Genomic DNA, 23,413 nt, shown 5'->3' with positions numbered 1-23,413 from the left:
GAGAACATGCGAAATGATGAGCGGCTGGCACAACAACATCGTCAGATGGTGGAACTCGATCAATTTCTCATCCGTTTGCTTCGTGTGCAGCTGCATTCCATTGGATGTAAGCCCGAAGCAGCAGATTGGTGCGTTAAGGAAAATGTTCCGGAAATAAGCGATCTGTACCGCAGGTGGCTGGAGCATACCGCATTCGTGCTGAAGGAGCAGCCTCCAATCGGCGCCGGGGACAGCGGGGAGTTGTGGAAGGAATGGGATCGCCGCATGCAGCAATGGCTTGCGGATGAGAACATGCAGGCGAAGGCGCTACTGGCCGATACGATGCTGAAAGCTTTGCCGGACATTTTGACAGGCCGCCGGTCAGCAACGGACATCATGTTCCCGAATGCCTCGATGCGATTGGTGGAAGGTGTCTACAAACAAAATCTCATCGCAGACCACTTCAATGAAGTCGTCGCGGAACAAGCGGTGAAGCATGTGCAGCAAGTTATCGGCAGCGGCCGAAGGCAGGGCTTGCGCATTTTGGAGATCGGGGCGGGCACCGGGGGCACCAGCGAGATGCTTTTATCGCGGTTCAGCCCTTACGGCGCGCATATTCAGGAATATGGCTACACGGACATTTCCAAATCCTTTCTAAGCTATGCAAAAACAAAATATAAAGATCAGTATCCGTATCTTGCCTATCACATTTTAAACATTGAAGAACCAATTGCGGAGCAGAATTTGGCTGTAGGCCAATACGATCTGGTTGTGGCGACGAACGTGCTGCATGCGACTCGCAACATTAGACAGACGCTTCGCAATGCGAAGGCGCTCCTGAAATGCAAGGGCGTTTTATTAATTAACGAAATAACCGAAAACTCCTTGTTCAACCATGTGACCTTCGGTTTGCTGAAAGGCTGGTGGCTGTACGAGGATGAGGAGGTGCGCCTGCCCGGCTGCCCGGCATTAAGCCCGGAGATGTGGAACGTGGTGCTGGAGCAGGAAGGGTTTGAATCGGTCGCTTATCCGGCGGCGGATGCCGATTTTTTGGGGCAGCAGGTTATTGCCGCCGTAAGTGACGGAATTGTGCGGCAAATGCGAAACGCTGCGCCGGGAGGCGCCGCTCGGGAAGCGGGTCTAGCGGCGATTGCGGCACCGAGCGACCAAGCGAGCCAGGCTAAACAGGCCGACCTGGCCAAGCAAGCTAACCAAGCCGCCGCCGGCGAGGAAGGCGACAGCGCCAATCGTCTGTCGCACAAACAGTTAAGGCAAAAAGGCAGGGCGTATTTCAAAAAGCTGATCGGGGAAATTTTGGAGGTCGAGGCGGACAGCATGGATGCCGGCGAAGCCTTGGAGATGTACGGCATGGACTCGATTTTAATTATTCAGCTAACCGATCGTTTAAACAAAGTGATGAATGAGCATGTAAGCAGTACGATTTTCTTTGAATATTCGACGATTGACGCTTTGGTGGACTATTTTATGCAAACTCGGCAGCAAGCGCTGGCCGCAATGGTCGGAGCGGAGGAAGCAGAGGCTGCTCCACCGCAGGATGCTGGCGATATCGACCAGCGCTCTGATGCGTCGATGATGAAGCGGCCGGTCGCTGTGACGGTCCGGCCGGCGGCATCCGCTTCCGGAAGCAAAGATATAGCGGTCATCGGTCTTGCGGGGCGATATCCCCAAGCCGATCATATGGGCGAATTTTGGGAAAATTTGAAACGAGGCAAACATTGCATCACGGAAATTCCCGAAGCCCGCTGGAACTGGAGGGAGCACTATCATCCCGAAAAAGGCCGGAAAGGCTCGACCTACAGCAAGTGGGGCGGATTCGTCCGGGGGATCGATACCTTCGATCCTTTGTTTTTTCACATTTCCCCTAAAGAAGCCGAGCAGATGGACCCGCAGGAGCGGCAGTTTTTGCAAATCGTCTATTCGAGCATAGAAGATGCGGGCTATATCCCGGAGGCTTTGAGCCGTTCGCGCAAAGTCGGCGTGTTCGTCGGCATCATGAACGGCAATTATCCGACGGGGGCTTCTTATTGGTCTGTGGCAAACAGGGTGTCCTACTGTTTAAATTTTACAGGCCCGAGCCTTGCGGTCGATACGGCTTGCTCCTCATCGCTTACGGCGGTCCATCTGGCGCTGGAGAGCCTGTACAGCGGCACCAGCGACTGCGCTATCGCCGGGGGAGTGAATTTCATCGTGGACCCGGTGCATTATGTGCGATTGTCGGAAAAGACGATGCTGTCGGGAGGCGATCAGTGCCGGGCGTTCGGCGATTGGGCGGACGGCTTTGTCGGTGGCGAGGGCATAGGGGCCGTCGTATTAAAGCCGCTGCAGCTCGCGAAAGCGGACGGCGATCACATTTACGGTGTCCTTAAAGGCAGCGCGATTAACGCCGGAGGCAAGGTGAAAGGGTACACGGTTCCGAATCCGGCCATACAGTCGCAAGTCGTGATGGAAGCCATTCGGCGGGCAGAGGTAGATCCGCGGGCAATCAGCTATGTGGAGGCGCACGGCACGGGAACGGCATTAGGCGACCCTATAGAAATTGAAGGACTGCGGAGAGCTTTTGAACACAATACGCTGGACAAACAGTTTTGTGCGATCGGTTCGGTCAAATCCAACATCGGCCACTGCGAAAGCGCGGCAGGGATCGCGGGCCTGAGCAAAATATTGCTGCAGCTGAAACACGGCCAACTGGCGCCTTCCCTGCACGCCGAAGCGCTTAACCCGAATATTCAGTTCGGCGAGACGCCGTTTTACGTGCAGCAAGAGCTATCGGAGTGGAAACGGCCTGTCATCGAATGCGACGGGGTCTTACGGGAGGCGCCGAGAATTGCCGGTATTTCTTCCTTCGGGGCCGGAGGAGCCAACGCGCACGTTATCGTGCAAGAGTACATCCCGGATCGGGCAATGCTTCCTGCAAAGGCGGCATCGCCGCCGGGAAAACCCCATATGATCGTGCTGTCGGCGCAAAATATGGACCGCCTTCGGGCGAGAGCTTCCCAACTGCTTCATGCTGTCGCAGCGGGAATTTACGCGGACGGCCAGCTGGGCGACATCGCCTATACGCTGCAGACGGGGCGAGTGGCTATGGAAGCCCGGCTTGCTTTTATCGCGTGTTCCTTGGAAGAGTTGGTTCAACAATTAAACCGTTTTATTGCCGGGCAAGCGGAGCAGGAACAGCTGATCTTTGGGGAGGTACAGAGCCGCAAAGAAGCGGTGGCCGAGCTCGCCGCAGACGAGGCCATGCAGGAGATGGTCGCAAGCTGGATCAGGGACCAGAAATATGCGCAGCTGCTGAAGATTTGGGCCAAAGGGTTCGAGATCGATTGGGACGCCTGTTACGGCAGCGATAGGCCGAGCCGCATCAGTTTGCCTGCTTATCCGTTCGCCGAAGAACGTTATTGGTTTCCTGCCCGTCAGGACAAAAAAGACGCGGATGAAGGGCAAGCCGTGTCGCCCTCGGTTGGGGTTTTGCACCCGCTGCTGCATCGCAACACGTCGCATTTGCTGGAGCAGCGGTTCAGTTCCGAATTCAACGGCCGGGAGTTTTTCCTAAGCGATCATCGCGTCAACAACGTCCGCGTCCTGCCTGGGGCTGCTCAACTGGAAATGGCTCTAGCTGCTGTGGCGCGGGCTGCGCCGCCGGACGGCGCCAATGCCGGCGTTGCACTCACGAATGTTGTGTGGGCGCGCCCGGTAACGGTGAAGCAAGAGCCTGTTTCCGTGCATATTGGCCTGCATCTTGACCAAAACCGGGAAATTGGCTTTGAGATTTACGGCGTTCCCGAGCAAGGGGAAGAAACCGTTCTGTACAGCCAGGGGCGGGCAACGTTGACCGGAAAACCGGAAAGCAGGCGCATCGACATATCCGCTGTCAAACAGTTATGCGACAAGGGAATGCTGACGTCCGGGGAATGTTACGCAGCTTTTGCGAAGATGGGACTGTTCTATGGCGAGAGGCACAGAGGCATTGAACGCCTTTATTTGGGCCGCAATCAGGTGCTGGCCAGGCTGACGCTGCCCGCTTCCGTATCGGATACGCTGCAGGCGTATACGTTGCACCCGGTTCTCATCGATTCGGCATTCCAGGCGTCGCTTGGCTTGACTTTGGATTTGATGCAGCGGCAGCTTCTTCCGAATCGGCCGCCGCTGCCGTTTGCTTTGCAGCGGCTTGAAATGCCGGGCGGCTGTGTTCCCGCCATGTGGGCGCGCGTTCAATACAGCGTTCCCCGCGGGGCAGACGATGGCGTGATGAAGCTGGACATCGATTTGTGCGACGAGAGCGGCAACGTTTGCGTGCACATGCAAGGATTCACTACCCGGCTGTATTCAGCGGAGGGGGGAAGTTATGCGCAGGAGCAGGCATTGGCACAGGTGCGCGATTCCGCCGCGGAAGCGGCCGTTTCTTCGTCCGATCCCCCGGCGGCGCGAGTGTTGGTGCTGGCTCCGGTGTGGGAAGCTTTTCATGTCGATCACCCGCAACATCGCCAAGATCTATTATCCGTGTCAACCGCCAAACCGTTATTCATCGGCGGAAAAGAAGACTTGCTTGAAACGCTGCGTGCCGCAGTTCCGGATGCAAGCGCGGCGTATATTCCCGAAAACGCTTCGGCTGCACAAATAAAAAGGATATTGGAAGCATTCGGGGGACGTATCCGGCACATCGTTTGGGTGGCATCAACCCCTGTCCCCGCTGTTAGAGCGGGAGCGGAGCATAGTCCGGTTCGCCGTCAGGAGAGCGAGTTGATCCAAGTATTCAGACTAACGAAAAGCTTGCTCCAGCTTGGCTTCGGAAGCCGGGAGCTCGATTTGACCGCAATTACGTTCCAAGCGGAGGCCGTTTATCCGCATGACCGCGCCAATCCCGGGCAGGCCGCCGTGCACGGGTTCATGGGTTCGCTGGCCAAGGAATATCCAAATTGGAATATTCGCGTTGCCGATCTCGAAGCGGCGGAAGGATGCAAGGTGCAGGACATATTGTCGCTGCCCCCCGATCCGCTGGGCAATGCTTATGTGTACCGTGAAGAGGAATGGTACCGCCAGGAGCTCGTTCCCGTGGAATATGCGCCTTTACGGCATACCGTCTACCGGCGCAGCGGCGTTTATGTTGTCATCGGCGGCGCAGGCGGCATCGGCGAAGTATGGAGCGAGTATATGATCCGTACTTATCAAGCCCGCATCGTCTGGATCGGGAGAAAAAACAAAGATGCCGTTATTCAGGCGAAGCTGGACCGTTTGGCCGCCGCAGGTCCGCAGCCGGCATATATCCAAGCGAATGCGGCGGACCTAAGCGAGCTGCAGCGGGCCTATGAGCGGATCAGAGGACAGTATTCACGTATCGACGGCATCGTACATTCGGCGCTTGTGCTGTCCGACCGCAGCGTCGCCAATATGGAGGAAGAGGAATTCCGGGCTGCGCTTGCCGCGAAGCTGGACGTGAGCGTGAATATGGCGCATGTGTTCAGAAAGGAAGAGCCGGATTTTGTCCTTTTCTTCTCCTCCTTAAATTCATTCCTGAAGCTGCCCGGCCAAAGCAATTATGTGTCGGGCTGCACCTATGCGGACGCTTTCGCCCGCCGACTGTCGCTGGAATGGCCTTGCCCGGTCAAAGTCATGAACTGGGGGTATTGGGGCAGCGTAGGCTCTGTGGCGTCCGCGCAAATTCGTCATAGCATGGAGCAAAAAGGAATCGGTTCGATCGAGCCTGCTGAAGCCAATCAGGCGTTAGAGCAGCTGCTGGCAGGCCCGCTGGATCAAATTGTGATGATGAAGACCATAAAGCGGCCTGACTTGCCGGCGCTGAATGAGAGTAAGACGGTCACCGTGTTTCGCTGAACGACACATTTTACCCAACGGCAAAAGGAGTGACTTGGCATGGAAAACACCCGGCACCCGGATTCGGTTCATGAGCAGCTGGAGCAGTTGGACAGTGTAAACCGGCTGCTCGTGAAATTGATGTGGGCCCAGTTGCATGGGCTAGGATGCTTCGCACCGCATTTTGCGCTGAACGGCGGAACAAAAGCGTTTTATTCCAAATGGTTGCAGGAAAGTTTGAACATACTGCGCGACCATCGATATTTGCTGCCTGTGAACGATGTAAATGCCGATGCGGAGACAGCTTCTTCCTTCATCCAAGAGGCGTGGAAAGAATGGGATAGCCAGCTGCCGGAATGGCTGGCCCATCGTGATCTTAAAGCGCATGTGCGGCTGGCGGACAAAATGGTGCGCCATTTGCCGGATATTCTTGGCGGAAGCAGGCTGGCGACGGAAACGATGTTCCCCGAATCTTCCATGGAACTGGTCGAAGGCGTCTATAAGCATAACGCGATCGCGGATTATTTTAACGAGACGCTGGCGAAAGAAGCGGCGAATTACGTGCAACAACAGACGCAGAGCGCAAGAGAAATCCGGATTCTGGAAATCGGGGCCGGCACGGGCGGCACCAGCGAAGTCGTATTTCAATATTTGGAGCCTCTGCAGCAGTCCGTCCGGGAGTATTGCTATACCGACATTTCCAAGGCGTTTCTCATGCACGCGGAACAGACATACGGTTCCCGGGTCCCTTATCTAGTGTACAAAATCGCGGATTTGAGCTTTCCCTTCACAGAACAGGGACTTGAAGCAGGCGCATACGATTTGGTCATCGCCAGCAATGTGCTGCATACGACCCGGGATATCAGACATACGCTGCGCATCGTCAAAACGGTCATGAAGAAGAACGGGCTGCTGCTGTTGAACGAGATTACAGACAAAACGGTCATCAACCATTTGACTTTCGGCTTGCTGGAAGGCTGGTGGCAGTATGAAGACAAGAGGCTGCGCGTACCCGGCTCCCCGGCGCTGTCTGCGGAATCGTGGAGGAAAGCGCTGCAGCGGGAAGGGTTTCATTCCATCGCTTATCCGGCGATCGAGGCTGCCCATTACAAACAACAGATTATTGCCGCCAAAAGCGACGGGGTCGTCATTCAGTCCGTTACTTCCGGCAATAAGGCGGCGGAAGCTTCGTCTCCTATAGCGCCGCAGCGGAAATATGCGGACGTGAACAAGTCGCTTTCTTCAGCTGCCCATATGGAGGCTGAAGCGGCCTTCGATCGAACGGCGGCAGTTTATGAGGAGCAGACAAGCGGCATGGCGCCGGCTCCAATAGCGGTGACCGACCAAATGGCCGAGGAATACGTAAGATCGGCCATCCGCGAGAGCATCGCCGGCGATCTGAAAATCGACGAAGGCCGCATCCAAAATGACCGCAGCTTTTCCGAATACGGAATCGATTCGATTATCGCCGTTCACTTAGTGAATCTTATCAATAAGAAATGCGGATTGACGCTGCAAACGACAGTTGTATTCGATTATAACAATGTGGATCAACTGGTGCAGCACATTATACGGGAGCATCATTCTACGATTAAGACGCTGCTGCACAGCGTTAAAGCGGAGGTCTTCCGCACGGAGCCGGCGGTGGCGGGGCCTGGCGCAGCGCTCGAAGCAGCGTCCTCCGGGGAGAGGCATTCCGTAACCGCTGTACCTTTCGAAAGGGAGCGGAAGGCCGCGCCAGAGCGGCGCGATGCTCCCGGGAGCGCGGCAGCTTCGACACTGGGACGGCATGAAGTCGGCATGTTTCACAGAGCGGTCATCGAGGGGCCGTCAGCAGATTGCGATGTGCAGATCCGTCAAGCCGAAGCGCCAGCGCTTCGTGAAGACGAGGTGCGCATCGCCGTTCGCGCTTTTTCTTTAAATTTTGGCGATTTATTGTGCGTCAAGGGACTCTACCCAACGATGCCGCCTTATCCGTTTACACCGGGATTCGAGGCCGGGGGAATCGTCGTTGAGACGGGAACGGCCGTGACCTCCGTCCGCTGCGGCGATGAAGTCATCTTTTACGCCGGAGAGTCTATGGGCGGACATGCGTCTGCCATAACCTGTCATGAGTCTCGAGTGTTTCCGAAGCCGCGCGGACTGTCTTTCGAGGAAGCTTGTTCTTTGCCGGTGGTGGCGATGACCGCCATCGCTGCGTTCCGCAGGGCAGGAATAAACAAAGGCGAGCGCGTGCTGATTCAAACCGCTGCAGGCGGTGTCGGTCTCATTGCGGTGCAGTTGGCCAAGCATTACGGTGCGGTGATCTATGCAACGGCGGGCAAGCAGGCCAAGCTCGAGCATTTGCGGCAGATGGGGGTAGACTATGCCATCAACTACGTGGAGAGTGATTTTGAACAGGAAATCAAGCGGCTGACGAAAGGAGAGGGCGTTGACGTCATTCTGAATACGCTGGCCGGAGAAGCGCTGCAAAAAGGATTGAACTGTCTGTCTCGCGGAGGCAGATATATCGAAATTGCGATGACGGCATTGAAAAACGCCAAAACGGTCGATTTATCGGGACTGAACCATAACCAGTCGTTTTACAGTATCGATTTAAGAAAGCTGGGGTTTGAAAATCCGGAACTGCTTCTGTCGTACCGGAATGAAATGCTCCGGCTCATTGAAGAAGGCGTTATACGACCGCACGTCGGGAAGGTGTTTCCGTTTGACCAACTGCACGATGCTTATCGCTTCATGGAACGCAGAGAGCATATAGGGAAAATCGCAGTGACGATTCCGGAGCCATTCCGCTTCCCGTCCGCATCGGCATCAGTGATATCAATGGCATCGGTCTCATCAGCGCCATCAGTATCGGCGGGATCAGCCACATTCGGCAGCAGCCGGCCGGCACAAATGAACACGAAGGAGCCGGTAGCCATCGTCGGGATGAGCGGCCGCTTCGCGCGCTCGGACCATGTCGATGAACTATGGGAACACCTGGAAAAAGGCGCGGATTTGATTCAGGAAGTGTCGCGGTGGGATCTTTCCAAATATTATTCTGACGGTTCCGGCTACTGCAATTACGGCAGCTTTTTGGAGGATATCAGCGCATTCGATCCGCTCTTTTTCAATATTTCGGGCCAGGAAGCGAGCTATATGGACCCGCAGCAAAGAATTTTTCTTGAGGAATCGTGGAAAGCGCTCGAAGATGCCGGGTATGCGGGAGCCGGCATGCAGGGACGGCGCTGCGGCATTTACGTAGGATGCACGGGAACGGACTATCGGCACATTCCAGGCGACAATCCGCCGCCGCAATCGTTCTGGGGCAAGGCGGGGTCGATCATCCCGGCGCGGATTGCTTATTATTTGGACCTGCACGGTCCGGCCATTGCAGTGGATACCGCCTGCTCCAGCTCGTTGGCTGCCGTTCATCTGGCTTGTCAGGCGCTGTGGTCCAACGAGATCGACATGGCACTGGCGGGCGGCGTGTTTATTCAATCTACGCCCCAGTTTTACATCGACTCGAACCGGGCGGGCATGCTGTCGCTCCGTGGCCGCTGTCATACGTTCGATGACCGCGCGGACGGGTTCGTTCCCGGCGAAGGGGCGGGGGCGATCGTATTGAAACGCCTGAAGGACGCTTTGGCCGACGGGGATCAGATCTATGGGGTGATCCGCGGCACAGGCATGAATCAGGACGGCGCGACGAACGGCATTACCGCGCCGAGCGCCAAGTCGCAAACTCGCCTGGAACAGGAAGTGTACGACACTTTCCGGATCGATCCGGCGGACATTCAACTGGTGGAAGCGCACGGCACAGGCACCAAGCTGGGCGATCCGATTGAATTTCAGGCTTTGACCAGCGCCTTCGCACGTTACACCAATAAAACGGCCTACTGCGCGATCGGCTCCATCAAAACGAATCTCGGGCATTTGGCCACGGCGGCCGGCATTGCCGGTTTGATCAAAATCTTGCTTTCGTTGAAAAACAAGCGCATTCCGGCATCGCTGCACATGCAGAACGGAAATCCCAACATTGCGTTTGAAGGAAGTCCGTTTTACGTGAACACGACAACAAAAGACTGGGAAGCGGAAGAAGGGAAGCCTCGCCTCGCTGCGATCAGCTCTTTCGGCTTTAGCGGGACCAATGTGCATATGGTCATTGAAGAAGCGCCTCAGCCGGACAGGCGCAAACGCGATCCACAACCGGGCTACCTGATCGCATTGTCTGCGCGGACGGAACACCAGCTGCGCCAGCAGGCGGTTTTGCTTGCTGAGCATTGCACCCGTCAGTCCGCGGATTGCGGAGATATGAGCTATACGCTATTAACGGGCCGGCAGCATTTAGGCCATCGCTTGGCCTGTATCGTACGCAGCCGGGAAGAGCTGGCGGCGCATTTGAACAGCTGGCTGGAGAAAGGGAAGGCGCCGCAGCTGTATACGTCTGCCGTGAACCGCAACGAGCTGCGGGAACAGGCGGCGCTGAAGCGTTATGCCGATGAATGCATCCGAAAATGCAGTCAAGCGGACAGCGCAATCGATTACCTGGAGAACTTGTCCGCTGTGGCGGAATTATTCATACAAGGCTATGAAATGCGGTTTGAAGAATTGTTCCCCGCTGGAGCGTATCGGCGAATTTCGCTGCCGACCTATCCGTTCGCAAGGGAGAGCTACTGGGTTCCCCCAAGCGGGGACAGCGGCAATGATGTGCGGGCCGAAAGGGAAGCGGACCGGACCGACCGCCTTCACCCGCTGCTGCATGTCAATATGTCGGATTTATCCGAGCAGCGTTACAGCTCGTTTTTTACCGGAGAAGAGTTTTTTCTGGCCGATCATATTGTACAAGGGCAAAAAGTGCTGCCGGGCGTAGCGCATTTGGAGTGGGCGCGGGCAGCTGTGGAACACGCGGCGGGCGGCGTGGACGAGGCTCACATGATCCAACTGAAAAATATCGTGTGGACAACTCCGCTCGCCGTAAGCGAAGCCGATGTGCCAGTTCATATCGGCGTATATCCGGCAGAAAACGGCGATTTAGCCTTTGAGATATACCGGGAAACGGATGACGCAGGGGAGCGTCTGATCTACAGCCAAGGGGTTGCGATCATAAGCGAGCGGAAAGAAGTGCCGCAGGTGGACATTCCTGCGCTGCGGGCCGAGTGCAGCCCGAGCCAAGTGACGGCGGAAGCTTTCTACGACGTCACGAGGGAGGCGGGGATTGCCATCGGCGACCGTCTGCGCGGGATCGAGACCGTATTTTTGGGAAGAGAGATCGTGCTGGCGAAGCTGTCGCTGCCTCCCTGCATCTCCATAGCGGAAGGGAAGGATGTCCTCCATCCGAGCATGATGGATTCCGCCCTGCAAGCGGCGATCGGATATTTGGTCGGTACGGCCGTTCATCAAGCGGAGGCCCGCAAGCCTGTACTGCCGTTTGCCCTGCACCATCTGCAAGCGTACCGTCCCTGCACGGCGGGGATGTGGGCAATCGCCCGGTACAGCGAGGGACGCTCGGCTGCCGATAAAGTGGATAAACTTGATATCGACTTGTGTGACGAAGACGGGAACGTTTGTGTGCGCATGACGGGCTTTACGCCGCGGACGTTGGAGCGGAGCGCTCTTCAGGACGGCGGAGAGGCCGGGCAGACGGTCGTGCTGGTGCCGGAGTGGCGCGAGAAAGAGGCGGATAAGGAAGCTGTAGAACAATGCTACGACCGGCATTTCGTGATGCTCTCCGATCCTTTCGCACATTGGGCCGACCGGATTCGCGCGGGCATCCGCGATGTCGATTGTACGGCGATGCGGGCGGATTCGCTTGATGGTGCTACGTCCGGGTCAGGACCGAATCTTATCGCCCGGCGATATCTTGGCGCTTCGGTTCAGATGCTGGAAGTCATTCAACAGGCCATCCGCAGCGGCTCGAAAGAGCGAATGCTGATCCAGGTCGTCGTCCCGAATCACGGGCAGGACCGCCTCTTGACGGGACTGTCGGGGCTGTTGCAGACAGCGAGCCAAGAACACCCATGGCTGCACGGGCAAGTCATTGAAACGGGCGTCGATGAAGAAGCTTCCGCGCTGATCGCCAAGCTGACGGAGAACAGGAACGGTGTGCTGGATCGTCTGATCCGCTATGAGAACGGGAAGCGGTATGTGCGCGCATGGAAGGAGACGGAGGCTTCCGCAGCGCCGCCAGCCGTCCCGTGGAAAGATAAAGGGAACTATTTCATTAGCGGTGGGCTCGGGGGACTTGGATTTATTTTCGCCCGGGAAATAGCGCACCAAGTGAAGGGCGCCACCATTATATTAAACGGACGCTCGCCATTGGATGCGGAGCAGCAGGCAAAACTGAGGTCGCTGGAGATCGGCGGAAACCGGATTCATTACCGCGCGGCGGACTTGTCCGATCGGCAAGCCGTTAGCTTGCTGATGCAGGAAATTCAGTCCGACTTCGGCGGTCTGAACGGAATCATTCATAGCGCAGGACTAACCAACGACCGGATGCTTCTGCAAAAGTCGGCGGAAGAAATGCAGGAAGTTTTTGCTCCTAAAGTAGACGGAACCGTACTGCTGGATGAAGCAAGCGCAGCGATGAAGCTTGATTTTTTCATGTTGTTCTCCTCGTTGGCAGGCGTGTTGGGAAATCCGGGTCAGGGCGATTATGCGGCGGCAAATGCTTTTATGGACGAGTTCGCGCGGCATCGCAATGAACAGGTGGCCGCCCGCGAGCGCAGCGGCTATACGGTGGCGCTAAATTGGCCGCTCTGGAAGGACGGCGGCATGAAGGTGAGCGGGCCGGCGGAGAAGATGATGCGAAGGCAGCTAGGCATGGTGCCGATGGAGACAGGCGAGGGGATGCGTTTATTCCGTCAGGCCATCACCAGCGGAAGCAGCCAGGCGGCCGTATTCCACGGGCAAATGGAGCGCCTGAAGTCCAAATTGATGCCCGGCGGGCCGGCTATGCCGGTTGCGATGCGAGAGAGGGCAGACGCAAACGACGGCAATCATAGCCAGCGAATTAACGCTGCCGGAACTCTTGTCCGTCCGCTGTCCGTCAAGGTGCAGGAAGCGCTAATACAGACCGTATCCCGGATGCTGAAGGTGAACAGAAGCGATCTGTATCCGGATGTCGAGTTCGGCGAATACGGCTTCGATTCCATCTCGTTTACCGAATTTGCGAACAGACTGAATGAGCAGTATAAGCTTGAGCTCACGCCTACCGTCTTCTTCGAGCATTCCACGATCCGGGCGCTTGCGGACTATTTGGCGGCTTCGCATGAACAGGAGCTAAGTCGCGTATTTACCTTTTCCGCGGCCAAGCAACATGCGCTAGTGCATGACGGGGCGGAGGAAACAACAGGGAAATCCGGTGCCGATTCCGATTCCCGATCCATCGGGCGGCGGGACGTTACGGCCGGCAGACCCCGTTTTCGCGCTGCCCACAACGATGCGGCACGCGCACAAGAGCAAGCAGCGGCCGAGCCAATTGCCGTTATCGGAATGAGCGGCAAATTTCCGATGGCGGACAATGTCAACGAGCTGTGGACGAATCTGAAGGAAGGGAAAGATTGCATTTCGGAAATTCCGTCGGACCGATGGAATTGGCGGGCGTATTTCGGAGACCCGGAGCAGGAGGCGAACAAAACCAACATTAAATGGGGCGGATTTATGGACGGGGTGGCCGACTTTGATCCGATGTTCTTCGGCATATCGCCGCGCGAAGCCGACCTGATGGACCCCCAGCAGCGTTTGCTGATGATGTATGTCTGGAAGGCGATCGAAGATGCCGGGTATTCCCCGCAAAGCTTATCCGGCAGCAGAATGGGCCTGTTCGTCGGAACGGCAAGCAGCGGTTACAACGGCCTGTTCTCGGGCGCGAACAACGTCATCGAAGGATACTCGTCCACGGGTCACGTTTCCTCGGTCGGTCCGAATCGGATGAGCTATTTTCTCAATGTGAACGGACCGAGCGAACCGGTCGAGACGGCTTGCTCCAGCTCGCTGGTAGCGCTGCACAGAGCTGTCCAAGCGATTCGCGGCGGCGACTGCGACACCGCGGTCGTCGGCGGGGTGAACACCATCCTCGATCCGAGCTATCATATTAGTTTCAACAAAGCCGGCATGCTGAGCGAGGACGGCCGCTGCAAGACGTTTTCGGATCGGGTCGACGGATATGTCCGCGGCGAAGGCGTCGGGATGATTTTCCTGAAAAAACTGCGGGATGCAGAGCGGGACGGCGATCATATTTACGGCCTTGTGCGAGGTACGGGCGAGAACCACGGCGGAAGAGCAGCCTCGCTGACAGCCCCCAATCCGAGAGCGCAGGCCGATTTGATTAAATCCGTGTATGCGAAGGCGCAGATAGATCCCGCAACCGTCACCTATATAGAGGCGCACGGCACGGGCACGCCGCTTGGCGATCCGATTGAAATTAACGGGCTGAAGACCGCCTTTGCGGAACTGAGGCAGCTGCCGGACGCTCGGCCTGGAGCTGTATGCGGGCTTGGCTCCATTAAGACGAATATCGGCCATCTGGAGCTTGCGGCGGGCATCGCCGGCGTAATTAAGGTTTTGCTGCAATTGCAGCATAAAACGCTGGTCAAGACGGTGCATTTTGACAAGTTAAACCCGTACATTCAATTAGAGGGCAGCCCTTTCTATATTGTGAACGAAAATAAGGAATGGCCCGCTTTGCGGGATTCCGGGGGCAGGGAGCTGCCGAGACGGGCCGGGATAAGCTCCTTCGGATTCGGCGGCGTGAACGCTCACGTGTTGATAGAGGAATATATTCCCGGCTCCGCCCGGGATGCCGAATGGAGAGCATCCCCGGACAGCCCCGCTCTCATCGTGCTGTCGGCGAAAACCGAGCAGCGGCTGCTGGAGCAAGCAAGACAGCTTTTGGACGATCTGCAACAACGGCAGTATCCGGATGACCAATTGGGAAGCATCGCCTATACGCTTCAAGTGGGCAGACTGGAGATGGAAGAGAGACTCGGTCTGACTGTCGCCTCTATTCACGAACTTAAAGATAAGCTTAGGGGATACATCGAACGGAAGCAGGACATGGAAGGCGTCTACAGAGGCCAAGTGAAACGCAATAAAGAAGCGCTGTCCGCTCTCGCGCAAGATGAAGACGTGCAGGAAGCGGTGCAGCGGTGGATGCGGAAGAAGAAGTTCGCCAAACTGCTCGATCTTTGGGTCAAAGGCCTGCATGTCGATTGGTCCGGATTGTACGAAGGCCGCAAGCCGCAGCGGATGAGTCTGCCGACGTATCCGTTTGCCAAGGAGCGCTACTGGGCGCCGCATGCAGGACGGTCGGCCGCTGCCGGGCCGTTGCCGCCGCAGACCGCTATTCTGCATCCGCTGCTGCATCGCAATACGTCCACACTGTCCGGACAGCGGTTTACGTCCACATTTGGCGGCGGCGAATTTTTTCTGGCCGATCATGTGATTCGGGGCCGCAAAACGCTCCCGGGGGTCGCCTATCTTGAAATGGCGCGAGCCGCCGTGGAGCAGGCCGCTGAATCGGGCATGCGGAAGCATGTAACCGTGAAGCTGCGAGACGTCGTTTGGGCAAGCCCGCTTGCCGTTCATGAGGAGCGGGGGAAGGAGAACGTGCAGGTTCATCTCGGACTGTATCCGGAAGAGAGCGGAGAGCTGCGTTATGAAATCTACGGCTTGGAAGGGCCGGAGGGCGAACACGCTGGTTTATATAACCAGGGGAACGCTGTTTTGCAAGAGCAGCGCGAAGGAGGCGCTATCGATATTACGGCCTTATTAGCGGAGTGCAGTCACACCACGCTGGGGGCGGAACAGTGCTATCGGACATTGGAAGAAGCCGGGTTGAATTACGGGCAAGGCTACCGGGGAATTGAATATCTGCATGTCGGGAACAATCAGGCGCTCGCGCAGATCGCTCTGCCGACAGCCGTCTCTTCGACTGCGAATGAGTATGTGCTTCATCCGAGCTTATTGGACTCCGCCGTGCAGTCCTGCATCGGGCTGCAGGCATTCGGGCGCGGAGCGGTCGTTCCTTTTGCGCTTGACGAGATGGAAATCTACGGTTCATGCACGCCGCGAATGTGGGCATGGGTGCGGCCGTCAAAGGTGACGATGTCCGGAAGTTCCGTAGAGAAGCTGGACATCGATCTGTGCGACGAGCAGGGCCAGCTTTGCTTGCAAATGAAAGGACTGGCCGTCCTGCGGACAGACGAGGGAAGCCATGGCGACGGGAGAAGCGCCCGTACCGTAAACCGGCAGACGGGGGGGAAGGATTCGCAGACCAAAGCGGTCGCCGGGCTTTTTTCTCCGCAGGATACAGGGGCACTGCTGCAATACCCGGTGTGGGATGCGGTCCCTTTCGAGCGAAGCGCCTTGGCTCCGGCTCCGCACGACAAGACGGTTTTCGTCGGGGGCACGGAGGAGCAGCTTCTCGCCATCCGGAAGCTCTATCCGGACGTTCAAACGATTCGGACCGACGGTCTGATCGATACGGAGAAGCTTACAACTTTGCTGGATCGATACGGCCCGATCGATCATCTGATTTGGTCGGCGCCTTCGGCATGGGATTGCGCTCTTATTGACGAACAAACGCTGGAGCAGCAGCAGTACGGACTCAACCAACTGTTCAGATTAATAAAATCGTTGACTCGTCTTGGCTATGACACAAGGGAACTGGGTATGACCGTCATCACGAACCGGACGCAGTCTATACATCGTTCCGACCCGATTCAGCCCGTACATGCAGGAATTCAAGGGCTGGTCGGCGCGCTGGCCAAAGAATTGCCGAACTGGAGCATCCGTCATGCGGATGTGGAGGGCGAAGCGGATTTACCCGTTCATGAACTGTTTGCGCTGCCTGCCGATCCTGACGGAAACACATGGGCATATCGGGGGCGGGAATGGTATCGGCAAAAACTGATTGCCGTTCAGCAAGCGGAGCTACCGGCGAAATGCTACAAAGAAGGGGGGGTATATGTTGTCGTCGGCGGCGCCGGGGGCATCGGCGAAGTATGGAGCGAATACATGCTCCGCACCTATAACGCCAGACTCATATGGATCGGCAGACGAGCTTTGGATGAGCGCATCCAGGCGAAGCTGGATAGAATGGCGATGATCGGCCTTTCTCCGCTGTACTTGTCGGCCGATGCTTCCGACTACAAAAGTTTGCAGCAAGCGTATGACGTGATCAAACGGACTTATCCGGCGATCAACGGCGTGATCCACTCGGCGGTCGGGGTGATGGACGAGAGCCTGACCCATATGACGGAAGAACGCTTTAGGGCCGGGTTATCCGCCAAAATCGACGCCAGTGTCCGCATGGCGCAAGTTTTCGCCAACGAACCGCTCGATTTTATGATGTACTTCTCATCGATGAGTTCGTTCAGCAAGCCGCATGGACAGAGCGGTTATGCGGCAGGTTGTACGTTTGTGGACGCTTTCGCCCACGAAACGGGCCGGGAACTGCCGTTCCCCGTCAAGGTGATCAACTGGGGGTATTGGGGCGATATCGGAATTGCCGGAATGGTGCCTGCCGCATTCAAACAACGGCTAATCCGGTCAGGAATCGGGTTCATTGAGCCGGACGAAGCGATGCAGGCTCTGGAAATTTTGCTTGGCAGCTCCCTAAACCGGATGGCTTTCATCCGCACAACGATGCCGAATGCAGTGGCGGGAGTTTACATGGACGACGTGCTGTGCGAGGTTCCCCGCGTTGAGGAAGTGCCTGCCGGGAACCTGCGGCGGCGGATGTCTCCACCATCGTCCTGCGTACAGCAGTTGAAGCTGGAAGGCAGCCGCTTCGCCCAGGAGCTGGACGGCATGCTTCTTGCCATCATGGGCGGACAGCTTCAAGCCAGCGGACTATTGAAAGACCGTGCAAAGCTGCTGGGGAAATACGCCCGCTGGCTGGACGAAAGCAAATCCGTACTGGCGCGGCATCGTTGGACCGATCGCCCTTCTCCATCGCTGGACGCCGTCTGGAGCGAGTGGGAGGAGCGGAAACGGGCATGGATGCAGGAGCGTAATCTGAAAGCGCAAGTGCAATTGGCGGATGCTATGCTTCGTCATTTGCCCGACATCCTGACAGGGAAAATTCCGGCGACGGACATCATGTTCCCGAACTCCTCCATGCAGCTCGTAGAGGACGTGTACAAGCATAACGCCGTGGCGGATTACTTTAACGGCATACTCGCCGACACCGCTGCCGCTTATGTGGAAGAACGGCTGCAGCGGAATCCGCACGCCCAAATTCGCATTCTTGAGGCGGGCGCCGGAACGGGGGGAACCAGCGCCATTGTTCTGGACAAGCTGAAGCCTTACGCCGGGCATATCGCGGAATATGCCTATACCGATCTGTCGAGAAGTTTTTTGCTGCACGGCGAACAAAATTACGGTGCGGAAAATCATTACTTGAAATGCCGGGTTTTCGATGTAGAGAAGTCGCCGGCCGAACAGTCGCTGGACATAGGCGGCTACGATCTGGTGATCGCTGCGAATGTGCTGCACGCGACCCGCAGCATCCGCCGGGCTTTGCGCCATGTCAAAGCGCTGCTGAAAGGGAACGGGCTGCTGCTATTAAACGAACTGACGCGCAGCTCCCTGTTCAGCCATCTTACTTTCGGCCTGCTGGAAGGCTGGTGGCGCTACGAAGATGAGCGGGTGCGCATTCCGGGTTCCCCGGTGCTTGATGTGGAACGCTGGCGGACCGTGCTGGAGCATGCCGGATTCGGGTCCTTGCTATACCCGGCCGCATCGGCCGCAAGCCTGGGGCAGCAGATCATTGCTGCGAAGAGCGACGGGATGGTCCGCCTGCCCGTTGCAGCGACCGTGTCCGGCATGCCGGACGCGGCCGATATTGAAGACGCCCCGGCCGCCGGGAATCATCGCGGGTTTTCCGGCCAGAATGGTCCGGAAGCGGAGAAGAAAAGCCTTCGCAAGAGAAGCACCCTTTATTTCAGACAATTGGTCGGAGAAGTCGTTAAAATCCCGTACGAGCAAATTGACGAGAACGAGCCGCTGGAAGCCTACGGCATCGACTCTATTCTGATCGTTCAACTGACGAACAGGCTGCGCAAGCATTTCAGCGATATCAGCAGCACTTTGTTTTTCGAATATCGGACTCTCGCGGCATTGATCGGTTATTTCATGGACCGGCGCAAAGAGGAGCTTGTTGCTCTCCTGGGTCATGGCGAGACGGAACCTGCGGCCGCGAAGCAAGCGGAACGGAAGCAGCCCGCTTCGAGCTGGCAGCGAAACGATCCGGCGCAGCGGACATGGCGGCAGCCGCTTCCGCGAACATCGCCGCAACCCTTGCCAGATGCCGGCCCGGCTTGTGCGCCGCAACCGATCGCAGTAATCGGGATGAGCGGGCGTTATCCGCAAGCGAGCAATTTGGAGCAATTTTGGAACAATTTAGTGCAAGGCAAAGACTGCATCACCGAAATTCCGGAAGAGCGGTGGCCATTGGCAGACTTCTATGTGCCGGATCGAAAAACAGCGGTTTCTCAAGGGAAGAGCTACAGCAAATGGGGCGGATTCGTCGACGGTTTCGCCAGCTTTGACCCGCTGTTCTTCAATATGTCACCGCGGGAAGCTATCGACACAGATCCGCAAGAGCGGCTTTTCCTTCAGTCCGTATGGGAAGCCCTCGAAGACGCCGGCTATTCCGCCGAACTGTTCACCCGGCAGCATAAAGGCAAAGCAGGGGTGTTCGCCGGCATTACCAAAACAGGCTTCAGCCTGTACGGCCCGGGATTATGGCAGCAAGGGAGCGAGCTGTTTCCGACGACATCTTTCGGCTCCGTGGCGAACCGGGTGTCCTATTTGCTGAATCTTCACGGCCCGAGCATGCCTGTGGACACGATGTGTTCTTCATCGCTGACGGCTATTCATGAAGCTTGCGAAAGCTTGCGCAGCGGGGCATGCGAAGCCGCAATTGCGGGCGGGGTGAATCTGTATCTGCATCCTTCCAACTATGTTGGCTTATGCGCTAAGCGCATGCTGGCATCGGACGGTAAATGCAAAAGCTTCGCCCAAGACGCGGACGGCTTTGTGCCGGGGGAAGGCGTCGGCGTTTTTATTTTGAAGCTTTTGTCGAAAGCGGTTCAAGATCGGGATCCGATTCATGCCGTTATTCGCGGAACAGGCATTAATCACGGCGGCAAAACGAACGGATACACGGTGCCCAATCCGGCGGCGCAAGCGGAGCTCATCCGCGAAACGATGGACAAGGCGGGTGTTCACGCCCGTTCCGTCAGCTATATTGAAGCTCATGGCACGGGAACGAGTCTCGGCGATCCGATCGAAATCGCCGGGCTGACGCAGGCGTTTCGCAAGGAGACGAGCGAGACCGGGTATTGCGCAATCGGCTCGGTAAAAAGCAATATCGGTCATCTGGAGTCGGCCGCAGGCATCGCCGGTCTGACCAAAGTCATTCTCCAAATGAAGCATGGAACGATCGCACCAAGCCTGCACGCGCAGGAGCTGAATAGCGAAATCCGCTTTGACCAAACGCCATTTGTTGTCCAGCAGAACGCTGCGGAATGGAAGAAGCCGGTGATCGAAATCGACGGCTTCCGGCAGGAGGTTCCCAGAATCGCCGGCATCTCTTCGTTCGGCGCCGGCGGTGCGAACGCTCACGTCATTGTCGAAGAGTACACGGCTCAGCATGAAGCAGGCAGCGGTGCCCAGCCAATCGGTCCCGGGCATCCTGCCGTCATTGTGTTGTCTGCGCGGAATGGAGACCGGCTTCTGGCGCGGGCTGAGCAGCTCCTTGCCTTCATCCGCCGCAAGGAAATAAAAGATACGCAGTTGGCCGATTTGGCCTACACTTTGCAGGTCGGCCGCGAAGTCATGGAAGACCGGCTGGCGTTTACCGCCGGCTCGGTGGAGGAGCTGGTCCGAAAGCTGGAAGCCATCGTTGCGAATGGAGCGCAAAATTTTCCTGACGACATCTACGCAGGACAGGTCAAGCGTCTGTCCGACGCGCTATCTCTCTTTGCTTCCGAAGAAAAGATGCGCGAAACGGTCTTGAGCGCGCTTGAGCGCAAAATGTACGCCGATCTGTTACAGATGTGGGTAAAAGGCGTGCCGGTCGACTGGAACAAGATGTACGGGGACATTAAGCCTCGCAGAATCCGTTTGCCTGCCTACCCTTTCGCCGGCGAAACCTATTGGCTGACGCCGGCTGACGTTAAGCAGTCCGTGCCTGCAACGGAAGCGGAGCCTTTATACGGCCCTCTACATCCGCTTCTGCACCGGAATACGGCGAATTTGGCAGAACAACGATTCACCTCGACGTTTACGGGGCAGGAGTTTTTCCTGGCGGACCATATCGTCAAAGGTCGCAAAGTGCTGCCAGGGGTTGCCTATTTGGAGATGGCCCGCGCAGCCGTAAAGCAGGCGGCGGTTGAGCAGCCCGGCGGACAGAACGTCATATCGCTTCGCAATATCGTGTGGGCAAGCCCGATCCGTGCGACGAGCGGGGAAACGACCGTTCACATCAGACTGTACGAGGACGACAGGAACGTAATCCGGTACGAGATCTATACCGGGGATACTGCGCATGATGGGAGCATGGAAACCGAGGTAATCCATGGGCAAGGAAGGGCGGTTCTTCAGGAGGAAGCTTGCGGCCCGCTCCGGATCGATCTCTCTGCCATCCGGGCGTCTTGTACGCGCGAGCTGCATTCGGAAGAGTGCTATGCAGCTTTTGCCAAAATTGGACTTGAATACGGAGCAGCCCTGCAAGGCATCGAAGTTTTATATACAGGCCAGGATCGGGTGCTCGCCAGACTGTCCCTGCCTTCCGCTGCGGCGGATTCGCCGGCTTCTTACGTGCTGCATCCCAGTTTGCTGGACGCCGCTCTGCAGTCTTCCATCGGCCTTGCGATCGGCGCCCAGTCCCGTTCGTTGCACATGGATCAACCGATGGTGCCGTACGCGCTGGAGCAAGCGGATGTGCTTCACCCGTGCGCTTCGCAGATGTGGGCGTATATCCGCTACAGCGAGAACTGCGGCCCGCAGGACCGCGTGCAGAAGCTTGATTTTGATGTGTGCGATGACGAAGGGCGTGTATGCGTACGGCTTAAAGGGTTTACTTCCAAAAGATGGACGCACGATCTCTCTGCGGTACAGGCGGCCGATGAGAATGATACGCTCCTTCTGGTTCCCGAATGGCAGGAGCAGGAGGAGGAAGTCGTTCCGCAGCTTTTGTTCAGCAGCCATATCGTCATGCTTTGCGAGCCTTGGAGCGACAGCGCCATGCACGAACGCATCTCGGCGGAGATGGACACGGCCTTGTGCCTCCGGCTGAATGCCGATAACCGCCAACGTGTTCCGGGAGACGAAAGCATAGAGCGCGGCTTTGCATCCGCCGTGTCTCAAGCTTTCGGGCATATTCAGCGCGTCTTGAAAGCCAGACCGGAAGAGCCCGTATTGATTCAGCTGCTCACCGCCGCTCAAGGGCAATACGAGCTGTATTCGGCCTTATCCGCGCTGCTGAAAACCGCCGAACTGGAAAACCCGCGGGTGATTGTGCAAATCATCGAAGCGGAGCCGGGTGAAGAAGCTTCAGCGCTGATTCGGAAACTGACGCAAAACAAATCCAGCGCCGGAGACACCTCTATCCGCTATGACCGGGGCAAAAGATATACGGAGACGTGGAAAGAACTGGGCGATGCGGGGGGAGATACCGGATCCCCGAAAACGGCTTGGAAGGATGGGGGGATTTATTTAATAACCGGCGGCATGGGCGGGCTGGGTTATGCGACGGCGCAGCACATCGCCCGCTGCGCGGACGGTCCGACCTTGATCGTTACCGGCAGATCCCCAATGGACCGAACGCGCGAGCGGCAGTTGCATCAGCTTGAGTCCATGGGCGCCAAAGTTGTTTACAGGCAGTCCGACGTATCCGATCTGGAAGCCGTATCGGATCTCATGCGCGATATTCGCCGGCAATTCGGGGGCCTGAACGGAATTATCCACAGTGCGGGCGTGATTCGCGACAGCTTCATGATCAAAAAAACGCTGCATGACATCGATCAGGTTCTGGCTCCGAAAGTAGCGGGCACCGTTTATTTGGATGAAGCGAGCCGGGAGTTTGAACTCGATTTTTTTGTGCTGTTTTCTTCATTGTCGGGAATTGTCGGCAATACCGGCCAGGCGGATTATGCTGCGGCCAACGCTTTTATGGATCGCTATGCGAAATACAGGAATGCACTAGCGGCGGCCGGCGAGCGCCATGGCCATACGTTGTCCATCAACTGGCCGCTTTGGGAAGAAGGTGGCATGCAGATGGATGAGCGGGCGCGCAACAAAATGAAGCAGCTATCCGGCATGACCCCTTTGGGCCGCGAAACCGGCATGAAGGCGCTCGATCTGGCGCTTGCTCTGAGGAAACCGCAAGTTGCGGTCATGCACGGCGATGCCGGCAAAATCAGAAGCTTCATGGGACTGACCGGGCGCGCCGGCTTGAATGCCGCGAATGCCGATACATCCGCACAGCCGGACCGGGAGGCGATCTGGCGCGAGCTTGTTGAAAAAGTCAGAAGCGGCGAATGCTCGTTGGAACAGTTTACCGACCCCGAAGAGCTGGAGAAGCTGTTGGCTACACTTATTCAATAGCGAGGTG

Annotated in this window: 2 protein-coding genes; both read left to right on the top strand. The window is 57.0% G+C overall.

Features of this window, described 5'->3' with window-relative positions; translation table 11 throughout:
* Nucleotides 1-6: 6 nt before the first annotated feature.
* Nucleotides 7-5,829 carry a type I polyketide synthase gene (locus tag PEH01S_RS02435; RefSeq protein WP_127483824.1) on the top strand — a complete coding sequence of 1,941 codons (5,823 nt, stop codon included), beginning with the start codon at nucleotides 7-9 and terminating at the stop codon, nucleotides 5,827-5,829.
* Between the two features lie 39 nt (nucleotides 5,830-5,868).
* Nucleotides 5,869-23,406, top strand: a complete 17,538-nt coding sequence (locus PEH01S_RS02430; RefSeq protein ID WP_127483823.1) for an SDR family NAD(P)-dependent oxidoreductase — start codon at nucleotides 5,869-5,871, stop codon at nucleotides 23,404-23,406.
* Nucleotides 23,407-23,413: the final 7 nt, after the last annotated feature.

Origin of the sequence: Paenibacillus ehimensis NBRC 15659 (assembly GCF_004000785.1) — a bacterium.
In the GTDB taxonomy this organism is placed as follows: Bacteria; Bacillota; Bacilli; order Paenibacillales; family NBRC-103111; genus Paenibacillus_G; species Paenibacillus_G ehimensis.
Note: the sequence above shows the minus strand (reverse complement) of the source record. Positions and strands in the feature narration are given on the sequence as shown.